The 19,175-nt window shown below is 34.3% G+C and carries 18 protein-coding genes; all 18 read left to right on the top strand.

Going from position 1 to position 19,175, the window contains the following annotated elements; genetic code table 11:
* The first annotated feature begins 142 nt into the window (after window positions 1-142).
* The 18 genes from rimP (at window position 143) to DFR79_RS08025 (ending at window position 18,981) form a co-directional block, all read left to right on the top strand.
* The gene (rimP, locus tag DFR79_RS08110) at window positions 143-613 is read left to right on the top strand and encodes a ribosome maturation factor RimP (RefSeq protein WP_133515010.1); all 471 of its coding nucleotides are present in this window, start codon (window positions 143-145) and stop codon (window positions 611-613) included.
* 17 nt (window positions 614-630) lie between these two features.
* Window positions 631-1,914 carry a transcription termination factor NusA gene (gene nusA, locus DFR79_RS08105; protein ID WP_133515009.1) on the top strand — a complete coding sequence of 428 codons (1,284 nt, stop codon included), beginning with the start codon at window positions 631-633 and terminating at the stop codon, window positions 1,912-1,914.
* 55 nt (window positions 1,915-1,969) lie between these two features.
* Window positions 1,970-2,230: an RNase P modulator RnpM gene (gene rnpM / locus DFR79_RS08100; RefSeq protein WP_133515008.1), complete on the top strand. Its 261-nt coding sequence runs from the start codon at window positions 1,970-1,972 to the stop codon at window positions 2,228-2,230.
* Between the two features lie 30 nt (window positions 2,231-2,260).
* The gene (infB, locus tag DFR79_RS08095) at window positions 2,261-4,270 is read left to right on the top strand and encodes a translation initiation factor IF-2 (RefSeq protein ID WP_133515007.1); all 2,010 of its coding nucleotides are present in this window, start codon (window positions 2,261-2,263) and stop codon (window positions 4,268-4,270) included.
* 12 nt (window positions 4,271-4,282) lie between these two features.
* On the top strand, window positions 4,283-4,666 hold the full coding sequence (gene rbfA / locus DFR79_RS08090; RefSeq protein ID WP_133515006.1) for a 30S ribosome-binding factor RbfA: 384 nt from the start codon (window positions 4,283-4,285) through the stop codon (window positions 4,664-4,666).
* Window positions 4,650-5,627: a DHH family phosphoesterase gene (locus tag DFR79_RS08085; protein ID WP_133515005.1), complete on the top strand. Its 978-nt coding sequence runs from the start codon at window positions 4,650-4,652 to the stop codon at window positions 5,625-5,627. Before rbfA ends, DFR79_RS08085 begins: the two co-directional genes overlap by 17 nt.
* The gene (gene truB, locus DFR79_RS08080) at window positions 5,620-6,513 is read left to right on the top strand and encodes a tRNA pseudouridine(55) synthase TruB (RefSeq protein ID WP_133515004.1); all 894 of its coding nucleotides are present in this window, start codon (window positions 5,620-5,622) and stop codon (window positions 6,511-6,513) included. Before DFR79_RS08085 ends, truB begins: the two co-directional genes overlap by 8 nt.
* Window positions 6,514-6,530: 17 nt before the next feature.
* Window positions 6,531-7,454 carry a bifunctional riboflavin kinase/FAD synthetase gene (locus tag DFR79_RS08075; protein ID WP_133515003.1) on the top strand — a complete coding sequence of 308 codons (924 nt, stop codon included), beginning with the start codon at window positions 6,531-6,533 and terminating at the stop codon, window positions 7,452-7,454.
* A 99-nt stretch (window positions 7,455-7,553) separates the two neighbouring features.
* Window positions 7,554-7,820, top strand: a complete 267-nt coding sequence (rpsO, locus tag DFR79_RS08070) for a 30S ribosomal protein S15 (protein ID WP_133515002.1) — start codon at window positions 7,554-7,556, stop codon at window positions 7,818-7,820.
* 60 nt (window positions 7,821-7,880) lie between these two features.
* On the top strand, window positions 7,881-9,971 hold the full coding sequence (locus DFR79_RS08065; RefSeq protein ID WP_133515001.1) for a polyribonucleotide nucleotidyltransferase: 2,091 nt from the start codon (window positions 7,881-7,883) through the stop codon (window positions 9,969-9,971).
* A 60-nt stretch (window positions 9,972-10,031) separates the two neighbouring features.
* A complete protein-coding gene (locus DFR79_RS08060; protein WP_133515000.1) occupies window positions 10,032-10,874 on the top strand; it encodes a deoxyribonuclease IV in 843 nt (280 codons plus the stop codon).
* A gap of 2 nt (window positions 10,875-10,876) precedes the next feature.
* The gene (locus DFR79_RS08055; protein WP_133514999.1) at window positions 10,877-13,327 is read left to right on the top strand and encodes a helicase C-terminal domain-containing protein; all 2,451 of its coding nucleotides are present in this window, start codon (window positions 10,877-10,879) and stop codon (window positions 13,325-13,327) included.
* Between the two features lie 4 nt (window positions 13,328-13,331).
* Window positions 13,332-14,258: a cell wall hydrolase gene (locus tag DFR79_RS08050; RefSeq protein ID WP_133514998.1), complete on the top strand. Its 927-nt coding sequence runs from the start codon at window positions 13,332-13,334 to the stop codon at window positions 14,256-14,258.
* A gap of 10 nt (window positions 14,259-14,268) precedes the next feature.
* A complete protein-coding gene (locus tag DFR79_RS08045) occupies window positions 14,269-15,072 on the top strand; it encodes a polysaccharide deacetylase family protein (RefSeq protein WP_133514997.1) in 804 nt (267 codons plus the stop codon).
* Window positions 15,062-15,502 (top strand): dUTP diphosphatase, encoded by a 441-nt coding sequence (gene dut / locus DFR79_RS08040; protein ID WP_133514996.1) that lies wholly within the window; start codon window positions 15,062-15,064, stop codon window positions 15,500-15,502. Before DFR79_RS08045 ends, dut begins: the two co-directional genes overlap by 11 nt.
* A 14-nt stretch (window positions 15,503-15,516) precedes the next feature.
* Window positions 15,517-16,437, top strand: a complete 921-nt coding sequence (gene thrB, locus DFR79_RS08035; protein ID WP_133514995.1) for a homoserine kinase — start codon at window positions 15,517-15,519, stop codon at window positions 16,435-16,437.
* Window positions 16,438-17,724, top strand: coding sequence for a homoserine dehydrogenase (locus tag DFR79_RS08030; protein ID WP_133514994.1), 1,287 nt, complete (start codon window positions 16,438-16,440; stop codon window positions 17,722-17,724).
* Window positions 17,725-17,757: 33 nt separating this feature from the next.
* Window positions 17,758-18,981, top strand: coding sequence for an aspartate kinase (locus DFR79_RS08025; RefSeq protein WP_133514993.1), 1,224 nt, complete (start codon window positions 17,758-17,760; stop codon window positions 18,979-18,981).
* Window positions 18,982-19,175: the final 194 nt, after the last annotated feature.

The raw sequence follows: 19,175 nt of genomic DNA, 5'->3' as shown, positions 1-19,175 counted from the left end.
TAAATAAGCTGTGATAGAATTATAAAGGAAAGAGTTTTGATATATACTAATGTTGATTTTAGGAGTGGGGATGTCTTCCCACTCTTTTATTATAGTTTAAGTAAAATTTTATCTAATAAAATTAAATATTTAAGAAAGTGGGGTGTTTTATTTGGGAAAAGTTGCTGATACAGTAACAGATTTTGTGCTTCCTATTGCCCATAGTGAAGATTTAAGTTTAATTGATGTTGAATTCTTAAAAGAAGGTAGTGATTGGGTCTTACGTATTTTTTTAGAAAACAAAGATGGAGATCTAACTATAGAGGAATGTGAAAAAGTAAGCCGGGCTTTGAGCCTTATTCTGGATGAAGAAGATCCGATAGATAAAAGCTATATTCTTGAAGTTTCTTCTCCCGGCCTGGAAAGACCACTTAAAACAGAAGAAGATTTTGAACGTTTTAAGGGAGAATTGATTGCAGTTAAAACTTTTAAGAAAATTAACGGCCAAAAAGAATTTGTAGGAACCTTAAAGAATTTTGAAAAAGAAAAAATAATTTTAAACTTGAAAAATGAAGAAGAAATAACAATTGACTACAGTTTAGTAGCACGAGCTAATTTAACTTTTGAAATTTAAAATAAGGGGGTAAAAATATGAATGTAGAATTCATTCAGGCCCTGGATGATATCGAAAAAGATAAAGGAATATCTAAGGATGTATTATTAGAGGCCATCGAAACAGCTTTAGTTTCTGCTTATAAAAAAGATTTTGGTTCTAAAGATAATGTTCGAATTGAAATTTCTGCAGAAGCTGGAGAAGTCGAGGTATATTCTCGCAAAGAAGTTGTAGAAGAAGTAGAAAATGAAAATAGCGAGATTTCTTTAACTGAAGCAAGAAATATAGATAACAAGTATGAAATTGGTGATATTGTAGAGATTGAAGTAACTCCTGCCAATTTTGGTCGGATTGCAGCACAAACAGCCAAACAGGTTGTTATGCAGAGGATCAGAGAGGCAGAAAGGGATGTGATCTTTGATCGCTATAAAGAAAAAGAAGATGAACTGATAACAGGTACAATTCAGCGTTTTCATAATGATAATATTTTAATAGATATGGGGAAAACAGAAGCGTTATTACCACCTTCTGAACAGATTGCCGGAGAAAGATATGAAATTGGGGAAAGAATTAAACTTTATGTGGTGGAAGTTAGTACAACCAATAAAGGTCCCCGGATTTTAGTTTCCAGAACCCATCCGGGTCTTTTAAAAAGACTTTTTGAAATTGAAGTTCCAGAAATATTTCAGGGTCTTGTTGAAATCAAGGCAGTGGCCAGAGAAGCAGGTCAGCGTTCTAAAATGGCTGTAAGCAGTTCTGACAGCCAGGTTGATCCAGTTGGTGCCTGTGTTGGTCCCAAGGGGATGAGAGTTCAGGCAGTTGTTGAACAGTTAAATAATGAAAAAATTGATATTGTAAAATGGGATGAAGATCCAGAAGAATTTGTTGCAAATGCTTTAAATCCTGCTGAAGTTGTCAATGTAAAGATTAATAAATCTGATAAAATTGCCCGGGTGGTAGTTCCAGATTTTCAGCTTTCACTGGCAATTGGTAAAGAGGGACAAAATGCCAGGTTGGCTGCAAAATTAACCGGCTGGAAAGTAGATATTAAAAAAGAATCTGAAATTGAAGAAGAGCCTGAAAATATTGAAGAAATTAAGGAAAATGCTTCTGAACTTGCTGAGAGTTTAGATGAATTTGAGGAAAATGAAGCTGAATTAGCAAACACAAAAACAGCTGTTGAAGAGGCAAACAAAAGTGATTTTGAGGATGAAGATGAGGAAAAAACAGTTAAAAAAGCTAATGATAATTTAATTGATAATATGGCTGATGAAGTAGAAGAGTTGGAAAATGAGACTGAAGAAGCTGAAAAGCTTGATTAAAAATTAAGAGTTGCAGTAAAAAATTTTTTATAAAAAATCTTGAGGAGGATTGAGATTGCAGAGCAGAAGTCCTATTAGAAAATGTGTAGGTTGTGGTGCCAGAAGAGATAAGATTGAACTTTTAAGAGTGGTAAATAATAAAGGTGATATTTTGGTTGATCCAGGAGGTAGAACACCTGGACGTGGAGCTTATCTCTGTCCTAATATGGATTGTTTGGATAAAGCAGTAGAAAAAAATTCACTTAAAAATGCATTAAAGATTGAAATTTCTGATGAAATTTATGAACAAATTTCGGAGGAGATTAAACATGGTTAACTAACAGCAGAATATTTTGGAGGTGCAAGTATGGCAAAAATTAGAGTATATAATCTAGCTCATGAGCTGGATATGGATAGTAAAGAAGTGATTGAAATATTAAATGATCTTGATATTGAGGTATCAAGTCATATGAGTACAATAACAGACGAAACAGCAGAACTTGTAAAGGACATGTATGCTGGTGACAGTCAGCAGGAAAATAAAGAAGTTAAAGCGAAAACTGATCCTGAAAACAAAGTAGAAATTGAAGATGCAGAGACTGATACTGAAGCAGATGAGGAAGCAGTAGAAATAGAAACTCCGATTACTGTCAAAGAATTTGCTGAAGAAATTGGTGAAGCTCCAAACAATTTAATTGTTGAATTAATGAATATGGGAGTTATGGCCAATGTGAATCAGAGTCTGGATCAAGATACACTGGAATTGCTGTCTGAAGAGCTGGGAATAAAAATTAAATTTAAATCGGAAGCGGAAGAAGAAGTTTCCCAACGAGTTGGACCGGAAATTGAAGATAAAGAAGAGGATTTAGAAACTCGTCCACCAATAGTAACAGTTATGGGTCATGTCGACCACGGAAAAACTACTCTCCTTGATTCAATTAGAGAAAGTAGAGTTGCTGGTAGTGAAGCAGGTGGAATTACTCAGCATATTGGTGCTTATCAGGCTGAGGTAGACAATAAAAAGATTACCTTTATTGATACTCCAGGTCATGAGGCTTTTACAGCTATGAGGGCACGTGGAGCTCAGTTAACAGATATTGCAATTTTAGTAGTTGCTGCAGATGATGGTATTATGCCTCAGACAGAAGAAGCAATTAATCATGCTAAAGCTGCAGGTATTCCAATTATTGTTGCAATTAATAAGATAGATAAAGCTAACGCACAACCTGATAGAGTTAAGCAGGAATTAACTGAGTACGGTTTAGTTCCTGAAGACTGGGGTGGAAATACAATTTGTGTTAATGTTTCTGCTTTACAGCAGCAGAATATTGGTGAGCTTTTAGAAATGATTATTCTGGTTTCGGAAATGGAAGAATTAAGAGCAAATCCTAATAGATTAGCAGAAGGTATTGTTATTGAAGCAGAGCTGGATAAGGGTCGTGGTCCAGTAGCTACTGTATTAATTAAAAATGGTACACTGGAAGTAGGAGATCCTATATTAGCTGGTTTAACATCCGGTCGAGTTAGAGCTATGTTCAATGAATTTGGTGATTCTTTAGATGTGGCTGGACCATCTGCAGCTGTTGAGGTGCTTGGATTTAATGAGGTTCCTGCAGCAGGTGATTTTGTTCAGGTCCTAGAAAACGAGCGACAGGCTAGAGACGTGGCTTCTGACAGACAGGATGAAAAAAGACAATCTGAACTGAAATCTGATGCTAAGGTTTCTTTAGATGATCTTTATAAGCAGATTCAGGAAGGTGAAGTCAAAGAATTAAATATTATTATAAAAGCTGATGTTCAGGGTTCAATAGAAGCATTAAGAGCTTCACTAGAAAGATTAGGTACAGAAGAGGTAACTGTTAATGTTATTCACACCGGTGTAGGTGGAGTAAACGAAACAGATGTTAATCTGGCAAGTGCTTCTAATGCTATTATTATTGGATTTAATGTTAGACCTGATAATAATGCTCTTAAAGCAGCAGAAAAAGAAAAGGTAGATGTTAGAACTTATAGAGTTATTTATAAGGCTCTAGAAGATATTAAAGATGCCATGGCCGGACTGCTTGATCCAGAACTTAAAGAAGAGATTACTGGTAGAGCAGAAGTTAGAGATACTTTTAAGGTTCCTGATGTAGGTATCATTGCCGGTGCATATATTACTGATGGTCATGTAAATCGTAATTATGATGCCCGCTTAATAAGAGATGGAGTAGTGATTCATGAAGGAACAATTTCTTCACTCAAAAGATTTGAAAATGATGTTAGAGAAGTAAAGTCTGGTTATGAATGTGGAATTGGAATTGAAAATTATAATGATCTCAAGGTTGGCGATATCATTGAATTCTATACTTATAAGGAGATCAAAAGAACCTTATAGAGGTGAGGTAAAATGAAGAACAAACGTGCAGTACGAGTTGGAGAATTGTTGAAAGAAGAAATCAGTCAGATTGTTTTAAGAGAAATGAAAGATCCCAGAATTGGATTTGTTTCTGTTACTGATGTTGTAGTTAGTGGTGATTTGAGGCATGCTAAGGTTTTTATTAGTGTTTATGGTACTGACAAAGAAAAAGAAGAAACTCTGGCAGGTCTGCAGCAGGCTCAGGGTTTTGTCCGCAAACTTGTTGGAGAAAGAGTTAAAATTCACCATACACCGGAGATTATTTTTCGCTATGATGATTCAATAGAAAATGGAGTTCATATTTCCGAAATAATAAAAGATCTCAAAGAAACAGGAGAGATAAAGGAGTCTGACTCTGATGCAGAAAAAAATTAAAGAAATTATTGAGATTATAGAAGAAAACGATAATTTTTTAATTGTCGGCCATGTAGGTGCCGATGGAGATAGTATCGGATCAGTAACGGCTTTAACACGCCTGTTATCAAAGAAAAATAAAAAAGTCAGAGCTTATCTTAATCGTGATACTCTGGCTCCTTTTTCTTTTCTGGAGGTTAAAGAAGAGATATTTTACACTGATGCAGAAAAATTAAAGGAAGAACTTAAAGTTGAAGATTATATTTTAATCTGTCTGGACTCAGGTACCCGAGAAAGAGTAGATCTGGATCAGGAAATTATTAATTTAGCTCAATTTATAATTAATATAGATCATCATGCTGATAACACCCATTTTGGCAAAATAAACCTTGTTCAGTCTGACCGAGCAGCAGTGGGCGAAATTATTTATAATTTTGCTGCTGAGATGCTTGCTAATAAAATACCACTTACAATCGCTGAGCCGCTGGGTACAGCAATTATTACTGATACCGGAGCCCTGCGTTATGAAAATACTACTTCTAGAGTCCTGAGAATTCTTGCTGATTTAATGGATTCCGGGGTTAATATTTATAAAATTAATAAAAAAGTCTTTGGCAGCTTAAGTTATCAATCACTGATCTTAAAGGGTATGGCTCTGTCCACTTTAGAAAAAAGCAAAAATGGCAAAATTGCCTGGCTTTATGTCAGCCGCCAGATGATGCACGAAGCAGGAACAGATTATACTGAAGGTCTGGTTGGTCTGGCCAGAGATATCGAAGATGTGGAAATAGGTATTCTTTTTACTGAGGAAGAAGAAAGGGAAATTAAGGTTAGTCTCCGTTCTAATTTTTATGCAGAAGTGAATAAACTGGCTGCAGAGTTTAATGGTGGTGGTCATCCCAGAGCTTCCGGGGCAACGGTAGAGAAAACTCTGCAGGAGACAATAGATTCTGTGGTGGAGGCAGCGAAAAAATATGTTTGATGGAACTGCTAATATTTTAAAGCCACCTGGAATCTCTTCTTTTGCTTTAATAAAAAAATTACGCTGGCTTCTGGATGAAAAAAAAGCCGGTCATACTGGTACTCTAGATCCCGCTGCAGCTGGTGTTCTTGCTGTCTGTTTTGGTAAGGCAACAAAAATTATTCCTTTTTTAGATGACAGCCGTAAAGAATATATTTGTGAGATGAAACTTGGAACCCGAACTGATACACTTGATTTAGAAGGTGAGGTCATCAGAGAGGATTTAAACTGGAATCAGCTTTCCCAAACTGAAGTTGAAGCTGTAGTTTTAAGTTTTAAAGGAAAACAGAAGCAAATTCCACCAATGTATTCTGCTCTTCATTATCAGGGCAAACGTTTATATCAACTAGCCCGAAAAGGGATTGAAGTAGAAAGAGAAAGCAGAGAGATTGAAATTTTCAAGATTGATCTACTTGAGGTTAAATTACCAATAATCCGTTTCAAAGCTGAGGTTTCTCGCGGAACCTATATCCGTTCTCTGGTAAGAGATATAGCTGAAAAATTAAATACAAATGGAGTTATGACTTTTTTACTCAGAACTAAATCCGGTACTTTTAAAATAGAGGACTCAGTTAGTTATGAAGAAATTGAAGCAGAGGGTAAGGATTTATTGCAGAATCCTTATGAACCTCTTGCTTTTCCACATTACACCATTAAAGATGAAGAATTTCAGCGCGCGGAAAATGGTAATTATTTAATTAAAGATAATTTTGTCGAAACAAATATTGAGCTGGATGTTGGAGATTATTTTTTGCTTTTTTCGGAAACTGGTAAATTTATAGCGATCAGTCAACATCTGGTAGAAGATGATTATCATATATATCAACCACTTAAAGTTTTTATTTAGTTCTGGAGGAAATTTATATGCAGGTTATAACAAGTAAAGAATATAATAAATTTAAAAGTAGTAATACCTGTCTAGCTATTGGAGCTTTTGATGGTTTGCATAAAGGTCATCAGTTGATAATAAATCAGGCGATTAAAGAAGCCAGAAAAAATAATTATCCTGCTGCAGTTTTATCTTTCCATCCTCATCCCCTGGAAATAATTGCAGGGAAAACGCCTCCACCTTCTATAGTTTCCCGCCGCCAGAAGATATCTATTCTGGAAAATATGGGAGTAGATTATTATTTTGAGCAGGAATTTAATCAGAAATTTGCTCAACTTAGTCCGGAAGAGTTTATTAAGGAAATCCTACTGGATAAAATTAAGGTAAAAACTATAGTTGTTGGTGACGATTTTCGTTTTTCCTATAAAAATGAAGGTAATGTTGAAATTTTAAAGGAGATGGGAGAATTACATAATTATCAGGCTAAAATCATTTCTCAGCTTCATGCCAGTGATGATAGGATTTCAAGCACAAGAATAAGATCTCTGCTTAAAAAGGGCAAAATTAAGAAGGCCGAGAAACTGCTGGGAAGACCATATCAGCTCTGTGGTGAAGTAATTCACGGCAAAAAGAGGGGGAGAAAGTTGGGTTTCCCGACAGCAAATTTAAACTTAGAAACAAATTATGCATTACCGCCTGAAGGTGTTTATGCTGTTCAGGTTCAATATAAAGGCCAGGTTTATGCTGGTGCTGCCAATCTGGGCTATAATCCTACTTTTAATAATCAGGAAATTTCTTTTGAGGTTTATATTTTGGATTTTAAGGGAGATCTTTATAATCAGAGATTATGTGTTGACTTAATAGAATTTATTCGAGGTGAAAAAGATTTTGCTGCTAAGGAAGAATTAATTGAACAGATGGAACAAGATATTCTTTACACACGCAAGCTTTTATGTTAAAATTATAAAGAAAGTTTTAAATTACCGTTTGCTAGGATTACGAGTCTCCGACGTTATCTTGGCTTGCGGCGAATCAATAATGCAGGAGGTGAATTTTACATGTTAAGCAAAGAAAAAAAGCAAGAAATAATTGAGGAATATCAGTTAGAAGAAGGCGATACTGGCTCATCTGAAGTACAGATTGCTCTTTTAACTGCTAGAATAGCTGATTTAACTGAACACTTAAAAGACCATAAAAATGATCATCACTCAAGAAGAGGATTATTAAAAATGGTTGGACAGAGAAGAAAGTTACTTAGATATTTAAAAAATAATGATGTTCTGCGTTATCGTGAATTAATTTCTAAATTAGGAATTCGCGGTTAATAATGCATATTAAAAGAGCGGGGCAATCCCCGCTCTTTATTTGAATAAGGAGGAAAAAATATGAAAGAATGGACTATTGATTTTGCCGGGGATGAATTTAATTTACAGACCGGTAAGCTGGCCAAACAGGCTAATGGATCTGTTGTAGTTCGCTGTGGAGATTCTCAGGTTTTAGTTACAGCAACTATGGATGATCCAAGACCAGGTATGAATTATTTTCCACTGATGGTTAACTATGAGGAAAGAGTTTATGCTATCGGACAAATTCCTGGTAGTGTTATGAGAAGAGAAGGAAGACCCAGAGATGAAGCGACTTTAGCTGCTAGAGTAATTGACCGCTCTATCAGACCGTTATTTCCGGATGGATACAGACGTGATGTACAGATAGTTGCTACTATTTTATCTGTAGATGATGATCATGATCCAGAAGTACTGGCCCTAAATGGAGCATCTGCTGCACTAACACTCTCCGATATACCTTTTGCCGGACCAATTGGTGGAGTAAAAGTTGGATTAGTTGAGGGCGAGATAATTATTAATCCAGATGAAGAAGAAAGAGATAATAGTGACCTTGATCTGGTAGTGGCTGGTAGTAAAGATGCAATTATGATGGTAGAAGCCAGTGCTAATGAGGTAAGTGAAGAAAAAATCTTAGAAGCAATGGATGCTGCTCATGAGGAAATTAAAAAAATTATTTCTCTACAGGAGGAAATCAGAGAAGAAGCAGGTAAGGAAAAAGCTCCATTTGAATCTCCAACTGTAGATGATGAAATTCAGACTCAGGTTGACCAGATTCTGGGAGATAAAATGAAAGAAGCGATTCAAATTCAGGAAAAGAAGGCCAGAAATACTAGACTTGATGCCTTAAAAGAAGAACTTAAAATTACAATCAATCCTGATGAAGATGAAGAAATTAATGATCAGCTCGAACTGGCTTTTGAAAAGATGATTAAAAAGTCTGTTAAAAGCTTAATTATTGATGATGGAGTTCGTCCTGATGGAAGAGATTATGATGAAATCAGATCTATCTGGGCAGAGGTTGATTTTGTGCCAAGAGCCCACGGTTCTGGAATTTTTACCAGGGGTGAAACTCAGGCTTTAAGTGTTTTAACTTTAGGCTCAGCTAGAGATGAGCAGACTATATTTGGACTCGGTGAAAATGAGACCAAACGTTACATGCACCACTATAATTTTCCATCTTTCTGTGTGGGTGAAACATCTCCAATGCGTTCACCAGGAAGAAGAGAAATTGGACATGGTACCCTGGGTGAAAAAGCTTTACTGCCGGTTATTCCATCGGAAGAAGATTTTCCATATACAATCAGAATTGTATCAGAGGTCCTAGAATCTAATGGTTCTTCCTCCCAGGCGAGTATCTGTGGTAGTAGTTTAGCCTTAATGGCTGCTGGTGTGCCAATTAAAGCACCTGTTGCAGGTATTGCTATGGGGTTAATGAAAAAAGATGATGAGATTGTTGTTCTATCTGATATTCAGGGATTTGAAGATTTCCATGGAGATATGGACTTTAAAGTTGCTGGAACTAAAGATGGTATTACAGCTTTACAGATGGATATGAAATTAAAAGGTCTATCTTCTGAAGTCTTAAAAGAAGCGTTAGAAAAGGCCAAAAAAGGTAGAATGCATATTATGGGTAAAATGCTGGATGTTATTCCTGAACCTCGTCCAGAATTATCAGCAAATGCACCTGCAATTATAACTATGAATATTGACCCTGAAAAGATCAGATTTGTGATTGGTCCTGGTGGTAAGATGATCAATAAAATCATTGATGAAACTGGTGCTGATATTGATATTGAAGATGACGGTCTGGTAAAAATTATGACTGAAGATCAGGAAGGTGGACAGAAGGCTAAAGAAATGATTGAGCGACTAACCGAAGAGGTAGAAGTTGGTAAAATTTATCAGGGTAAGGTAAAAAGAATTATGAACTTTGGTGCTTTTGTAGAAATTCTACCAAATAAAGAAGGACTTGTCCACATTTCTAAATTAGCTGACCATCATGTAAAAGAAGTTGGCGATGTTGTATCAGTAGGAGATGAAATTCCTGTAAAAGTTATTGAAATAGATAATCAGGATAGAATTAATTTATCTCTTAAAGATGCAAAAAAGGAATTAAAAGATAAAGAGTAAATATAATTGAAAACTACAATTATAGAAATATAGTATTGATAATTGGAGATGAGTTTTAAGATGATTCTAGGCAAACATGTTTCTATAGCTGGCGGCCTTGATAAAGCTTTTAAAAGAGCAGCGGATATAGGCTGTAATTCTATGCAGATTTTTGTTAAAAATCCACGAGGCTGGAAAATGCGTGAGGTTGAGGCAGAGGAAGTAGAGAAATTCAAGGCAGAAAGAAAAAAATATAAAATTAATCCAGTTGTAGTCCATGCTGCTTACCTGATTAATCTTGCTTCTCCAAAAGTTGAACTATGGGAAAAATCAATTTCAGCTCTTAAGTCTGAATACGAACGTTGTGACAGGCTCGGAGCTGAATACCTGGTTTTTCATCCAGGCAGCCACACAGGTGCTGGACTGGAATGTGGTATCCAGAAAATTGCTGAAGCTTTAAATCAAATTTTAGCTGAAGTTGAATCCGAAACTATGATTCTATTAGAAAACACTGCAGGAGCCGGTACAAGTATTGGAGAAGGATTTTCTCAGCTTAAAGCAATTATTGATCGGGTTGATCAATCATTAAGACTCGGTGTTTGTATTGACAGCTGTCATGCTTATGCTGCTCAGTATAATCTTACTGAAGCAGAAGGACTGCAGGAATTAATCACTGATTTTGACCAGGTTATTGGTCTTAAACACTTAAAAGTTATTCATCTAAATGATTCTAAATATGACTGCTGTACTAATAAAGATGAACATGCTCATATTGGAGAAGGGAAAATTGGAAGCAAAGCTTTTAAAAGGTTAATTAACCATTTTAAATTGAAAGATAAAATATTTATTCTAGAAACACCATGGTTTGATAATCAGGAAAAAGATGATGATGTTATTTTATTAAAGGAATTAAGGGAGGACTAAATTTGTCTGCTAGTACTGAAATGTTATTAGAAGTTGGTAAAGAAATTGAAAAAGAAATCGAAGCAGCTTCTGGTAATGAAATATTTATACGAGCTCAATTAAATAGCAAAAATATCATAAAAGAAATAGAAGTGCTGGCCAGAGGTAATAGTTATTCTGCACCTGCTGTAATCAATAATCTAATGGCAGGGGAAATGATAATTCACAATCATCCTTCAGGAGATTTAACACCATCTGCAGCTGATATTAGACTGGCTGCAAAAATGGCAGCAAGAGAAGTTGGTTTTGCCATTATAAATAATCAGGCTGATCAAATATATGTAGTTGTAGAAGCCGGCAGTAAAAAAGAAAATAAAAAATTGGATAAAGAAGAAGTTTTAAGTTATTTTAAAAAAGAGGGGAAATTAGCCCTGGAATTAGAAAGATTTGCGGAAAGAAAAGAACAGCTGGTGACAGCTGAAAAAATTATTAATTCCTTTAATCAACATCAATTTGATTTTATTGAGGCAGGAACTGGAACTGGTAAATCTTTTGCTTACTTAATACCTGCTCTTTTTTATAATAATTTAAATCAGGCCCGAATAGTAGTTTCGACAAATACAATTAATTTACAGGAACAATTGATTAATAAAGATCTTGTTACCCTGCAGCGGGTTCTGGATTTTGATTTTAATGCTGTTTTAGTTAAAGGCAGAAATAATTATCTCTGTCTGCGTAAATTTAAGAATTTCAATAAAAACTTTGAGAATAATGAGTTAGAAATTGAGGAAAAGATTTTTAATGAATTAAATGATTGGAAAAATCATACTGAAAGTGGCGAAAAAACAGAAATTAATTTTCAGCTGAAAAATAAAGTCTGGAATCAAATTGCTGCTGAAAGTGATCTCTGTTTAAAAAGCTCCTGTCCTTTTTATTCCAATTGTTTTTTTATGCAGGCCAGAAAGAAAATATATAAAGCTGATATTTTAATCGTTAATCATCACCTTCTATTATCTGATGCCCGGGTAAAAGCTGATACGGGGTCTGCTGATAGAGGAATCTTGCCCAATTTTAATCATCTAATTATAGATGAGGCGCACAATATTGGAGAGATTGCCACTGATCACCTGGGTTATCCCTTATATCAGCCGCTTTTAGATAACTGGCTGAAAAGATTGAGTGGAGATAAAAAGTCTCTTCTATCTGAAATTAGAGAAGATATCGCTTTTACTGTTGATTCTGATCAAAAAAGATTGAGAAATATTTTAGATAAAAAAATAATCCCTACAACCCAGAAAATAAGAGATTTAATTCCCCAATATTTTAATGAACTTAAAGATTTGATTTCTGATTACAAGGATAAAAAAATAACAGTTAATGCTAACTTAAAAAATAATCTTAAATGGCAGGAATTTCATAAAACCGCTGAAGATTTAGCTGCCTATTTAAAAAATGATTTTTCTTTTTTGCAGATTATTTATGAGAATTTATATCTAGGACTGGAAGCTGAAACTGAGGAAAGTGAAATGAAAATCAAATCCAGCCTCAATCGCTGTCAGGACCTGATAAAACGAGTAGAATTCAACTTAAAATCTGATGATGATGATTATGTCTTCTGGCTGGAGTCCAGCTATTATCGAGGTTCTGAGCAGATTGTACAAAAATCTGCTCCCATTGATGCCGGTAAGTTTTTACCGGATATGATCTGGTCAAAATTAACTAACGTTATTTTTACCTCTGCTACAATCACAGCTGCCAATTCGTTTGATTATTTTTATCGAGAAACTGGGATCAAAAAAGCTGAGGAATTAAAGGTGGAATCTCCTTTTGATTATTCTAAGCAGGCTGAATTATTGATTCCATTAAATTTTCCAGATCCGGGTAATAAAAACTTTTTAAAAGAACTGGTTTTCAGTTTAAAAAAAATTATAAATAAAACTCAGGGTTCAACTATGGTTTTATTTACTTCCTATAAAATGTTGAGTTATTGTTATAATAATTTAAAAACTGAACTGGAAAAAAAGGGGATTAGAATTTTATCTCAGTCAAAACTCTCTCGTAACTATATAATGCAGGAATTTCGCAGTGAATACAAAACAATCATCTTTGGAACTTCAAGTTTTTGGGAAGGAGTAGATTTACCGGGAGATATTCTTAAATATTTAGTTATGGTTAAACTACCTTTTCCAGTACCAGGAGAGCCGCTTTATAAAGCAAAGGAAAATCTTTTAAAAGAAAAAGGTTTAAATCCTTTTTATAATCTTGCTTTACCACAGGCTGTAATTAAATTTAGACAGGGGTTTGGACGTTTAATCAGATCAAAAAATGATACAGGTTTTATAATTTTATTTGATAGAAGAGTAAAAAGTAGGTCTTACGGCCAGAAGTTTTTAGATTCTCTACCTCAGGGCTGTCCGGTTTCAGAAATTAATCATGAAGATTTACTTGCTAAAATATATAAAAATGGAGAGTAAAAAGATGAAAAATAAAAATATATTCATTCAAATCTTTATGACATTTTTGATAATATTAATATTTTCTACAGCTGCTTATACTGCTCCCAGCTTGAGTTTGATCTATGTTATTCAGCAGGGAGATACACTTTCGGAGATTGCAGCTGAATATGATGTTGACTTAGATCAACTTAAATCTGTGAATAATATTTCCAATGAAGCCAATATTAGGATGGGAGATGAATTAGTTATTCCGCAGAATAGTAAAGATAGAAAAGAGAAAAAAAAGAAAAAAATATTTTCAGAATACAGCCCCCAGCAAGAGGAGCTGTCTTTTGCTATTAATACTCATTATGCTGTTCGAATTAATCCGGGACATCAGGTGCCTGATATTGATAAAATACCAGAAGATAAGATTATAGATTATTATGTTGGCTCAGGAGATACTCTTTATGATCTGGCAAGAGATTTTAGCACTACAATTGGCACTATTCTCGCTCTCAATAATAAAAAAAATAGTTTTTTGAGAAAAGGGGAAAAAATTCGTTTACCAGTTCATAATTTAACTGATCATCAAATTTTAAATCAAAGAGTTAGTAAACAGGAACTGGATCTTTTAGCAAGAGCTGTTTCTGGGGAGTCCAGAGGGGAACCTTTTATTGGTCAGGTTGCTGTAGCTGCAGTTATTATCAATAGAGTGCTCAGCCCTCAGTTCCCGGATACTTTTGCTGAAGTTATTTATCAAAGAGGACAGTTTTCTGCTGTCAGTGATGGACAGATTAATTTAACTCCAAATCAGACTGCCTATCGGGCAGCCAGGGCTGCTTTAAATGGCAGTGATCCAACAAATGGAGCTCTTTATTTTTATAATCCTAAAACTGCAACCAGAGTTAGTTTTTTTAAAGGAAGAAGAGTTATTACCAAAATTGGAGATCATGTTTTTCTAGAATAGAGGTGATTTTATGACTTATTTTTTAAATAAATCTTTCCAGCTTTTTAAAACAGGGCTGGTTTATTTTTTTATAATAATCTTTATTTTATTACTTTGTAATACATCTGCTGATGCTGAAGCTGATTATTTAAAGGAATATACTGGCAGTCGGTTGGTTCCAATTTACCGGGTTCAGAGAGAGGATAAAAAAATAACTCTGACAGTTGATGGTGCCTGGGGCAGCAATCAGACAAAAGCTCTGCTCAATTTATTTGAGCAAGAAGAAATCCCAGTTTCTTTTTTCTTTGCTGGAATCTGGCTGAAAAATAATCCCGAGCTTGTTAATAAAATAATTGCTTCCGGTCATCAAATATATAATCATTCTTACAGCCATCCTCATTTCAATACATTAAATAAGTCTGGAATAAGAGAGGAACTGCTGCGGACAGAGGCTATAATTAACAGTTATCAGGGTTCTCAGTCAGAAATAAAATTATTTAGGCCTCCTTATGGAGAGTATAATAAACTTGTAATTGAAACTGCAAGAGAAATGGGATATCAGGTTCTTCAGTGGAGTCTGGATTCTCATGACTGGATGAATCCGGGAAAAGAATATATTATACAGAGAGTCAAAGATAATATTAATTCAGGAGATATCCTGCTTTTTCATAATGATTCAAGTAATATCGTAGAAATACTCAGTGAGATTATTCCACTTTTAAAAAAAGATTTTCAATTTGTCAAAATTGAAGATCTAATTTATAATAATAACTATCAGATTAGTTCCCTAACTGGTCTGCAATATAAAATAAAGGATGATGCTAATGGAAATTAAGGTAGAAAGAGTTAATAAAGATATAGAATTACCGAGATATCAACATTTTGGAGAAGATGCCGGTCTTGATCTGCATGCAGCAGAAGAGCTGACAATTAAAAGTGGAGCCTATAAATTAATAAAAACAGGTCTAAAAATAGCTGTGCCGAAGGGTTATGCTGCTTTTGTTTATCCCCGCAGCGGTCTGGCTTTAAAAAAAGGAGTCACTGTTTTAAATGCTGATGGAGTTATTGACTCTGGTTATCGAGGTGAAATCGGCGTAATTTTGATTAACCATGGGCCAGATGATTTCAATATAAACTTTAATGACAGGATTGCCCAATTAATTATTCAGAAAGTAAATACTATCAAATGGAAAGAAGTAGATAATTTAAGTACAAGCCAGCGAGGAAAAGGCGGTTTTGGCCACACTGGTCTTAAAAAGAATTAGAAAGGAAAATAATTATGCCTCAAATAAAAGTTCCTGCAACTTCAGCAAATCTCGGTCCTGGTTATGATACACTGGGGCTTGCTTTAAGTTTATACAATAATTTTAAAGTAAAAAAGCGAAATGATCAGCTGTTAAAAATTAAAATTATTGATAAAAATCAAAATAAGATTATAAAAATTGCTAATTCAGAAAATCTAGTAGTTCTGGCCTATCAGAAGTACTTTGATTTTATCGATCAGAATTTAAAAGGTGCAGAAATAATTGAAGAAATGCACACTCCCCTGGCCAGAGGTCTGGGAAGCAGTTCTTCTGCTATAATTGGGGGGCTTGCTGCTGCAGCAATAGTCTCAGGTACTTTAATTAGCGAGAAAGATTTTATCCAACTTGCTGTTGCTCTGGAAAAACATCCGGATAATGTGATTCCAGCTTTAGTTGGTGGACTGACAATAAATTTTTATTGCAATAATAACTATGATTATTATAAAATAGATGTGGAGCAGGATTTAGATTTCATTTTAGTAGTCCCCGATTTTGAATTAAAAACTGAAAAACTGCGGCAGGTATTACCTAAAAAAATTAGTTATTCCGGCGCTATTTCTAATTTGAGCAGGGTCAGTCTGCTGACAGCAGCTTTTATAAACCGTGAATATCATCTCCTGAAAACTGCAATGGAGGATCAACTCCATCAGCCATTTAGAAAAAAACTAATTAAAGGTTTTGACCAGGTACTCAAAACTGCCTATGATAGTGGCGCTTATGGTGCTGCTTTAAGTGGAGCAGGTCCAACAATTTTAGCCTGTGCTGGAGATAATTTAGAAGTAATTGCAGAAAACATGAAAAGTGTTTTTGAATCTAATTCTATTAACACAGCTGTATATAAAGTAAAAGCCTGTAATCAAAGTTTATATCAGATTTTAAAAGAGGAGATATCTTAAATGCTTAAACTGGCCCTAGTTACCAATCGGGAAGATCTTTTGCAGAATTTTTTTGATTTCTTTGAAGAAAATATAAATAAAATCGAAAAATTAACGGCTCAAAAAATGGATATTACATATATTTTAAATAGTTCTGAGGATAAAAAAATAGTTTCAATTCCTGAAGGAAAATTTAATCAAGCAGAATTTATAGAAGACTATAATAAAATTTTAACAGACTCTAAAGTTGATATAATTCTGGAATTGAGTAGAAAGCAGGAGCCTCCAGATTATCTCTTTCAGGCACTAAAAAAGGATAAGACTGTAATAACTTCCAATCTCAAAGTAATTACAGAAAATTATTTGGAAATTAAAAAGAGGGAAAAAAAATATGGGAACAGGATATTTTTTGCAGCCGCATTTTCGCCTCTGCCTATAAAAACACTTATCGATAATTTTTATGCTCTGGATGAGCCGAAAGAGCTAAATGCAGTTTTAAATGCCACAACCAATTATATTCTAGCAGAGATGAAAAAAAACAAAATCAGTATGAAAGAGACAGTAGAACAGGCAAAAGAGTTAAGTTATACTGAAGAAAATACCGATCTGGATTTAAATGGAGTTGATAGTTTAAATAAAATAATTTTACTGGCTAATCTATTTTATAATACAGCTATAAATCCAGCATTGATTAATGCCAGGGGAATTAAGGGGATTACAAGTTATGATTTAATTTATGCAGCAGAACTTGGTTATAAAATTAAACTGATCTGTGCTCTTAAAAAAGAAAATGAAGAATTATATCTGGGTGTAAGGCCTAATTTGATTCCGCAGGACAGTTTTCTGGCATCAATTAATGAAAACAGCAATGGAGTGGAAATGCTCTCAGACTATAATGCTAAGACTACTTTTACAGCAGAAAATTGCGATCAGGCTCCTTTAAATTTATTGAGCCTTGATCTTATAAATGCAGCTAAATTTATAAATAATAAAAAGCGAACAGATTTTAGGGTTGAGATAAAAAATTTTAATGTCTCAGATTATTATCAGAAAAAGTTCAGTTCTTTTTATGTCAGGCTGCAGATCGAAAAAGATGAGGAAATAATAGATAAAATAAAGAAAATATTTTCAGAAAAAAATTTAGCAGATTTGATTTTACATGACAATTCAACAGAAACACCACTGCTGCCGGTAATAATTTTAACTAAAAAAATTAGAGAAAATGATTTAGAAAAATTATTAGAAGAAGTAGAGAATCTAGAAGGAGTGTTAACTGTTAATAATATTATAGCAGTTAAGGAAGATTAATAATTTATAATTTACAATAGGAAGGTGAAACAATTGTCATTAATTGTACAAAAATATGGAGGAAGTTCAGTTGCAGATCCTGATTTGATAAAAAATGTTGCCAGCAGAGTAATTGAAGGTTATGAGGAAGGCAATCAGATGATTGTAGTAGTCTCAGCTATGGGAGATACTACTGATCATTTAATAGACTTAATGGGAGATATCACAGATGATCCTGATCCAAGAGAAGTAGATATGCTCTTAACAACAGGGGAACAGGTTTCAATTGCTCTTTTAACAATGGCCATTCATTCTTTAGGTTATCCGGCCATTTCTTTAACCGGCAGTCAGATGAAAATTAGAACTGATGAAAAGCATAATCAGGCAATGATCAAAGATGTTGATACAACACGCCTAAAGAAGGAACTTGCAGAAAATAAGATTGTTATAGTTGCCGGTTTTCAGGGTGTAAATGATAATCAGGATTTTACAACTCTAGGTCGAGGGGGTTCTGATACCACTACTGTTGCAGTAGCAGCGGCTATGAACGCCGATCGCTGTGAGATATACTCTGATGTAGATGGTGTTTATACAGCAGATCCAAGAATTGTTGAAGAAGCAAGCAAACTGGATTCTATTTCATATCAGGAAATGCTTGAACTTGCCAATTTAGGAGCCAATGTACTTCATCCCAGGGCTGTAGAACTTGCCAATAATTTTGGGCTGGAATTATATATTGCATCAAGTTTTAATAAGACAGAAGGTACAATTGTTAGAGGAGATGAGAAAATGGAAGGTAAAAAAAATGTAGTAGGAGCAGCGAGTGATTTAGGAGAAATTAAGATTACTGTAGAAAGAGTGCCAGATGAGCCGGGAATAGCTGGTAAAATGTTTAAAGCTCTTGCCGATGCAGGGGTCAATGTTGATATGATTATTCAGAACTTACAGCGGGATGAACTGAATGATATAACTTTTACTATCAATCAGGAACAGGAAAAAATGGCTGTTAAGGTACTGGATAAAATTAAAGAGGAACTAAAATTTAACAACTATACTATTGATCGAGATGTTGCAAAAATTTCTATTGTTGGTGCAGGAATGCAGTCTACTCCTGGTATTGCTGCCAGAATGTTTACTTCTTTTGGTGAAAATGAAATTAATATTGAAATGATAACAACCTCAGAAATAAAAATTTCCTGTTTAATAAAAAAAGAAGAAGCCAATAAAGCATTGAATGTATTACATAATGAATTTGGGCTGGATCAGATCAATAATTAAATATTGCAAAAACTTCTTTTTTCACATATAATATATTTAGTATAAAGCAGATAGCTTTACAAATTTTTAAGCTTGCTGTTTAAATCTTATGATATTATAGATAACGTCAAATAAAATATGATAGTTACCATAAAATGTAAGCAAATAGTAATAGAGCACCACTAATTTAATTATAAGAAAAATCTTTAGAATGT

Source organism: Halanaerobium saccharolyticum (assembly GCF_004362045.1).
In the GTDB taxonomy this organism is placed as follows: domain Bacteria; phylum Bacillota; class Halanaerobiia; order Halanaerobiales; family Halanaerobiaceae; genus Halanaerobium; species Halanaerobium saccharolyticum_C.
The sequence above is the reverse complement of the archived record's forward strand: the minus strand, read 5'-3'. Positions and strand labels throughout refer to the sequence as shown.

Excerpts from the sequence above, each read along its gene's own strand:
- nusA (WP_133515009.1), top strand. The coding sequence starts at position 631 with ATGAATGTAGAATTCATTCAGGCCCTGGATGATATCGAAAAAGATAAA.
- infB (WP_133515007.1), top strand. The coding sequence starts at position 2,261 with ATGGCAAAAATTAGAGTATATAATCTAGCTCATGAGCTGGATATGGAT.
- rbfA (WP_133515006.1), top strand. The coding sequence starts at position 4,283 with ATGAAGAACAAACGTGCAGTACGAGTTGGAGAATTGTTGAAAGAAGAA.
- DFR79_RS08085 (WP_133515005.1), top strand. The coding sequence starts at position 4,650 with ATGCAGAAAAAAATTAAAGAAATTATTGAGATTATAGAAGAAAACGAT.
- truB (WP_133515004.1), top strand. The coding sequence starts at position 5,620 with ATGTTTGATGGAACTGCTAATATTTTAAAGCCACCTGGAATCTCTTCT.
- DFR79_RS08075 (WP_133515003.1), top strand. The coding sequence starts at position 6,531 with ATGCAGGTTATAACAAGTAAAGAATATAATAAATTTAAAAGTAGTAAT.
- rpsO (WP_133515002.1), top strand. The coding sequence starts at position 7,554 with ATGTTAAGCAAAGAAAAAAAGCAAGAAATAATTGAGGAATATCAGTTA.
- DFR79_RS08065 (WP_133515001.1), top strand. The coding sequence starts at position 7,881 with ATGAAAGAATGGACTATTGATTTTGCCGGGGATGAATTTAATTTACAG.
- DFR79_RS08060 (WP_133515000.1), top strand. The coding sequence starts at position 10,032 with ATGATTCTAGGCAAACATGTTTCTATAGCTGGCGGCCTTGATAAAGCT.
- DFR79_RS08050 (WP_133514998.1), top strand. The coding sequence starts at position 13,332 with ATGAAAAATAAAAATATATTCATTCAAATCTTTATGACATTTTTGATA.
- DFR79_RS08045 (WP_133514997.1), top strand. The coding sequence starts at position 14,269 with ATGACTTATTTTTTAAATAAATCTTTCCAGCTTTTTAAAACAGGGCTG.
- dut (WP_133514996.1), top strand. The coding sequence starts at position 15,062 with ATGGAAATTAAGGTAGAAAGAGTTAATAAAGATATAGAATTACCGAGA.
- thrB (WP_133514995.1), top strand. The coding sequence starts at position 15,517 with ATGCCTCAAATAAAAGTTCCTGCAACTTCAGCAAATCTCGGTCCTGGT.
- DFR79_RS08030 (WP_133514994.1), top strand. The coding sequence starts at position 16,438 with ATGCTTAAACTGGCCCTAGTTACCAATCGGGAAGATCTTTTGCAGAAT.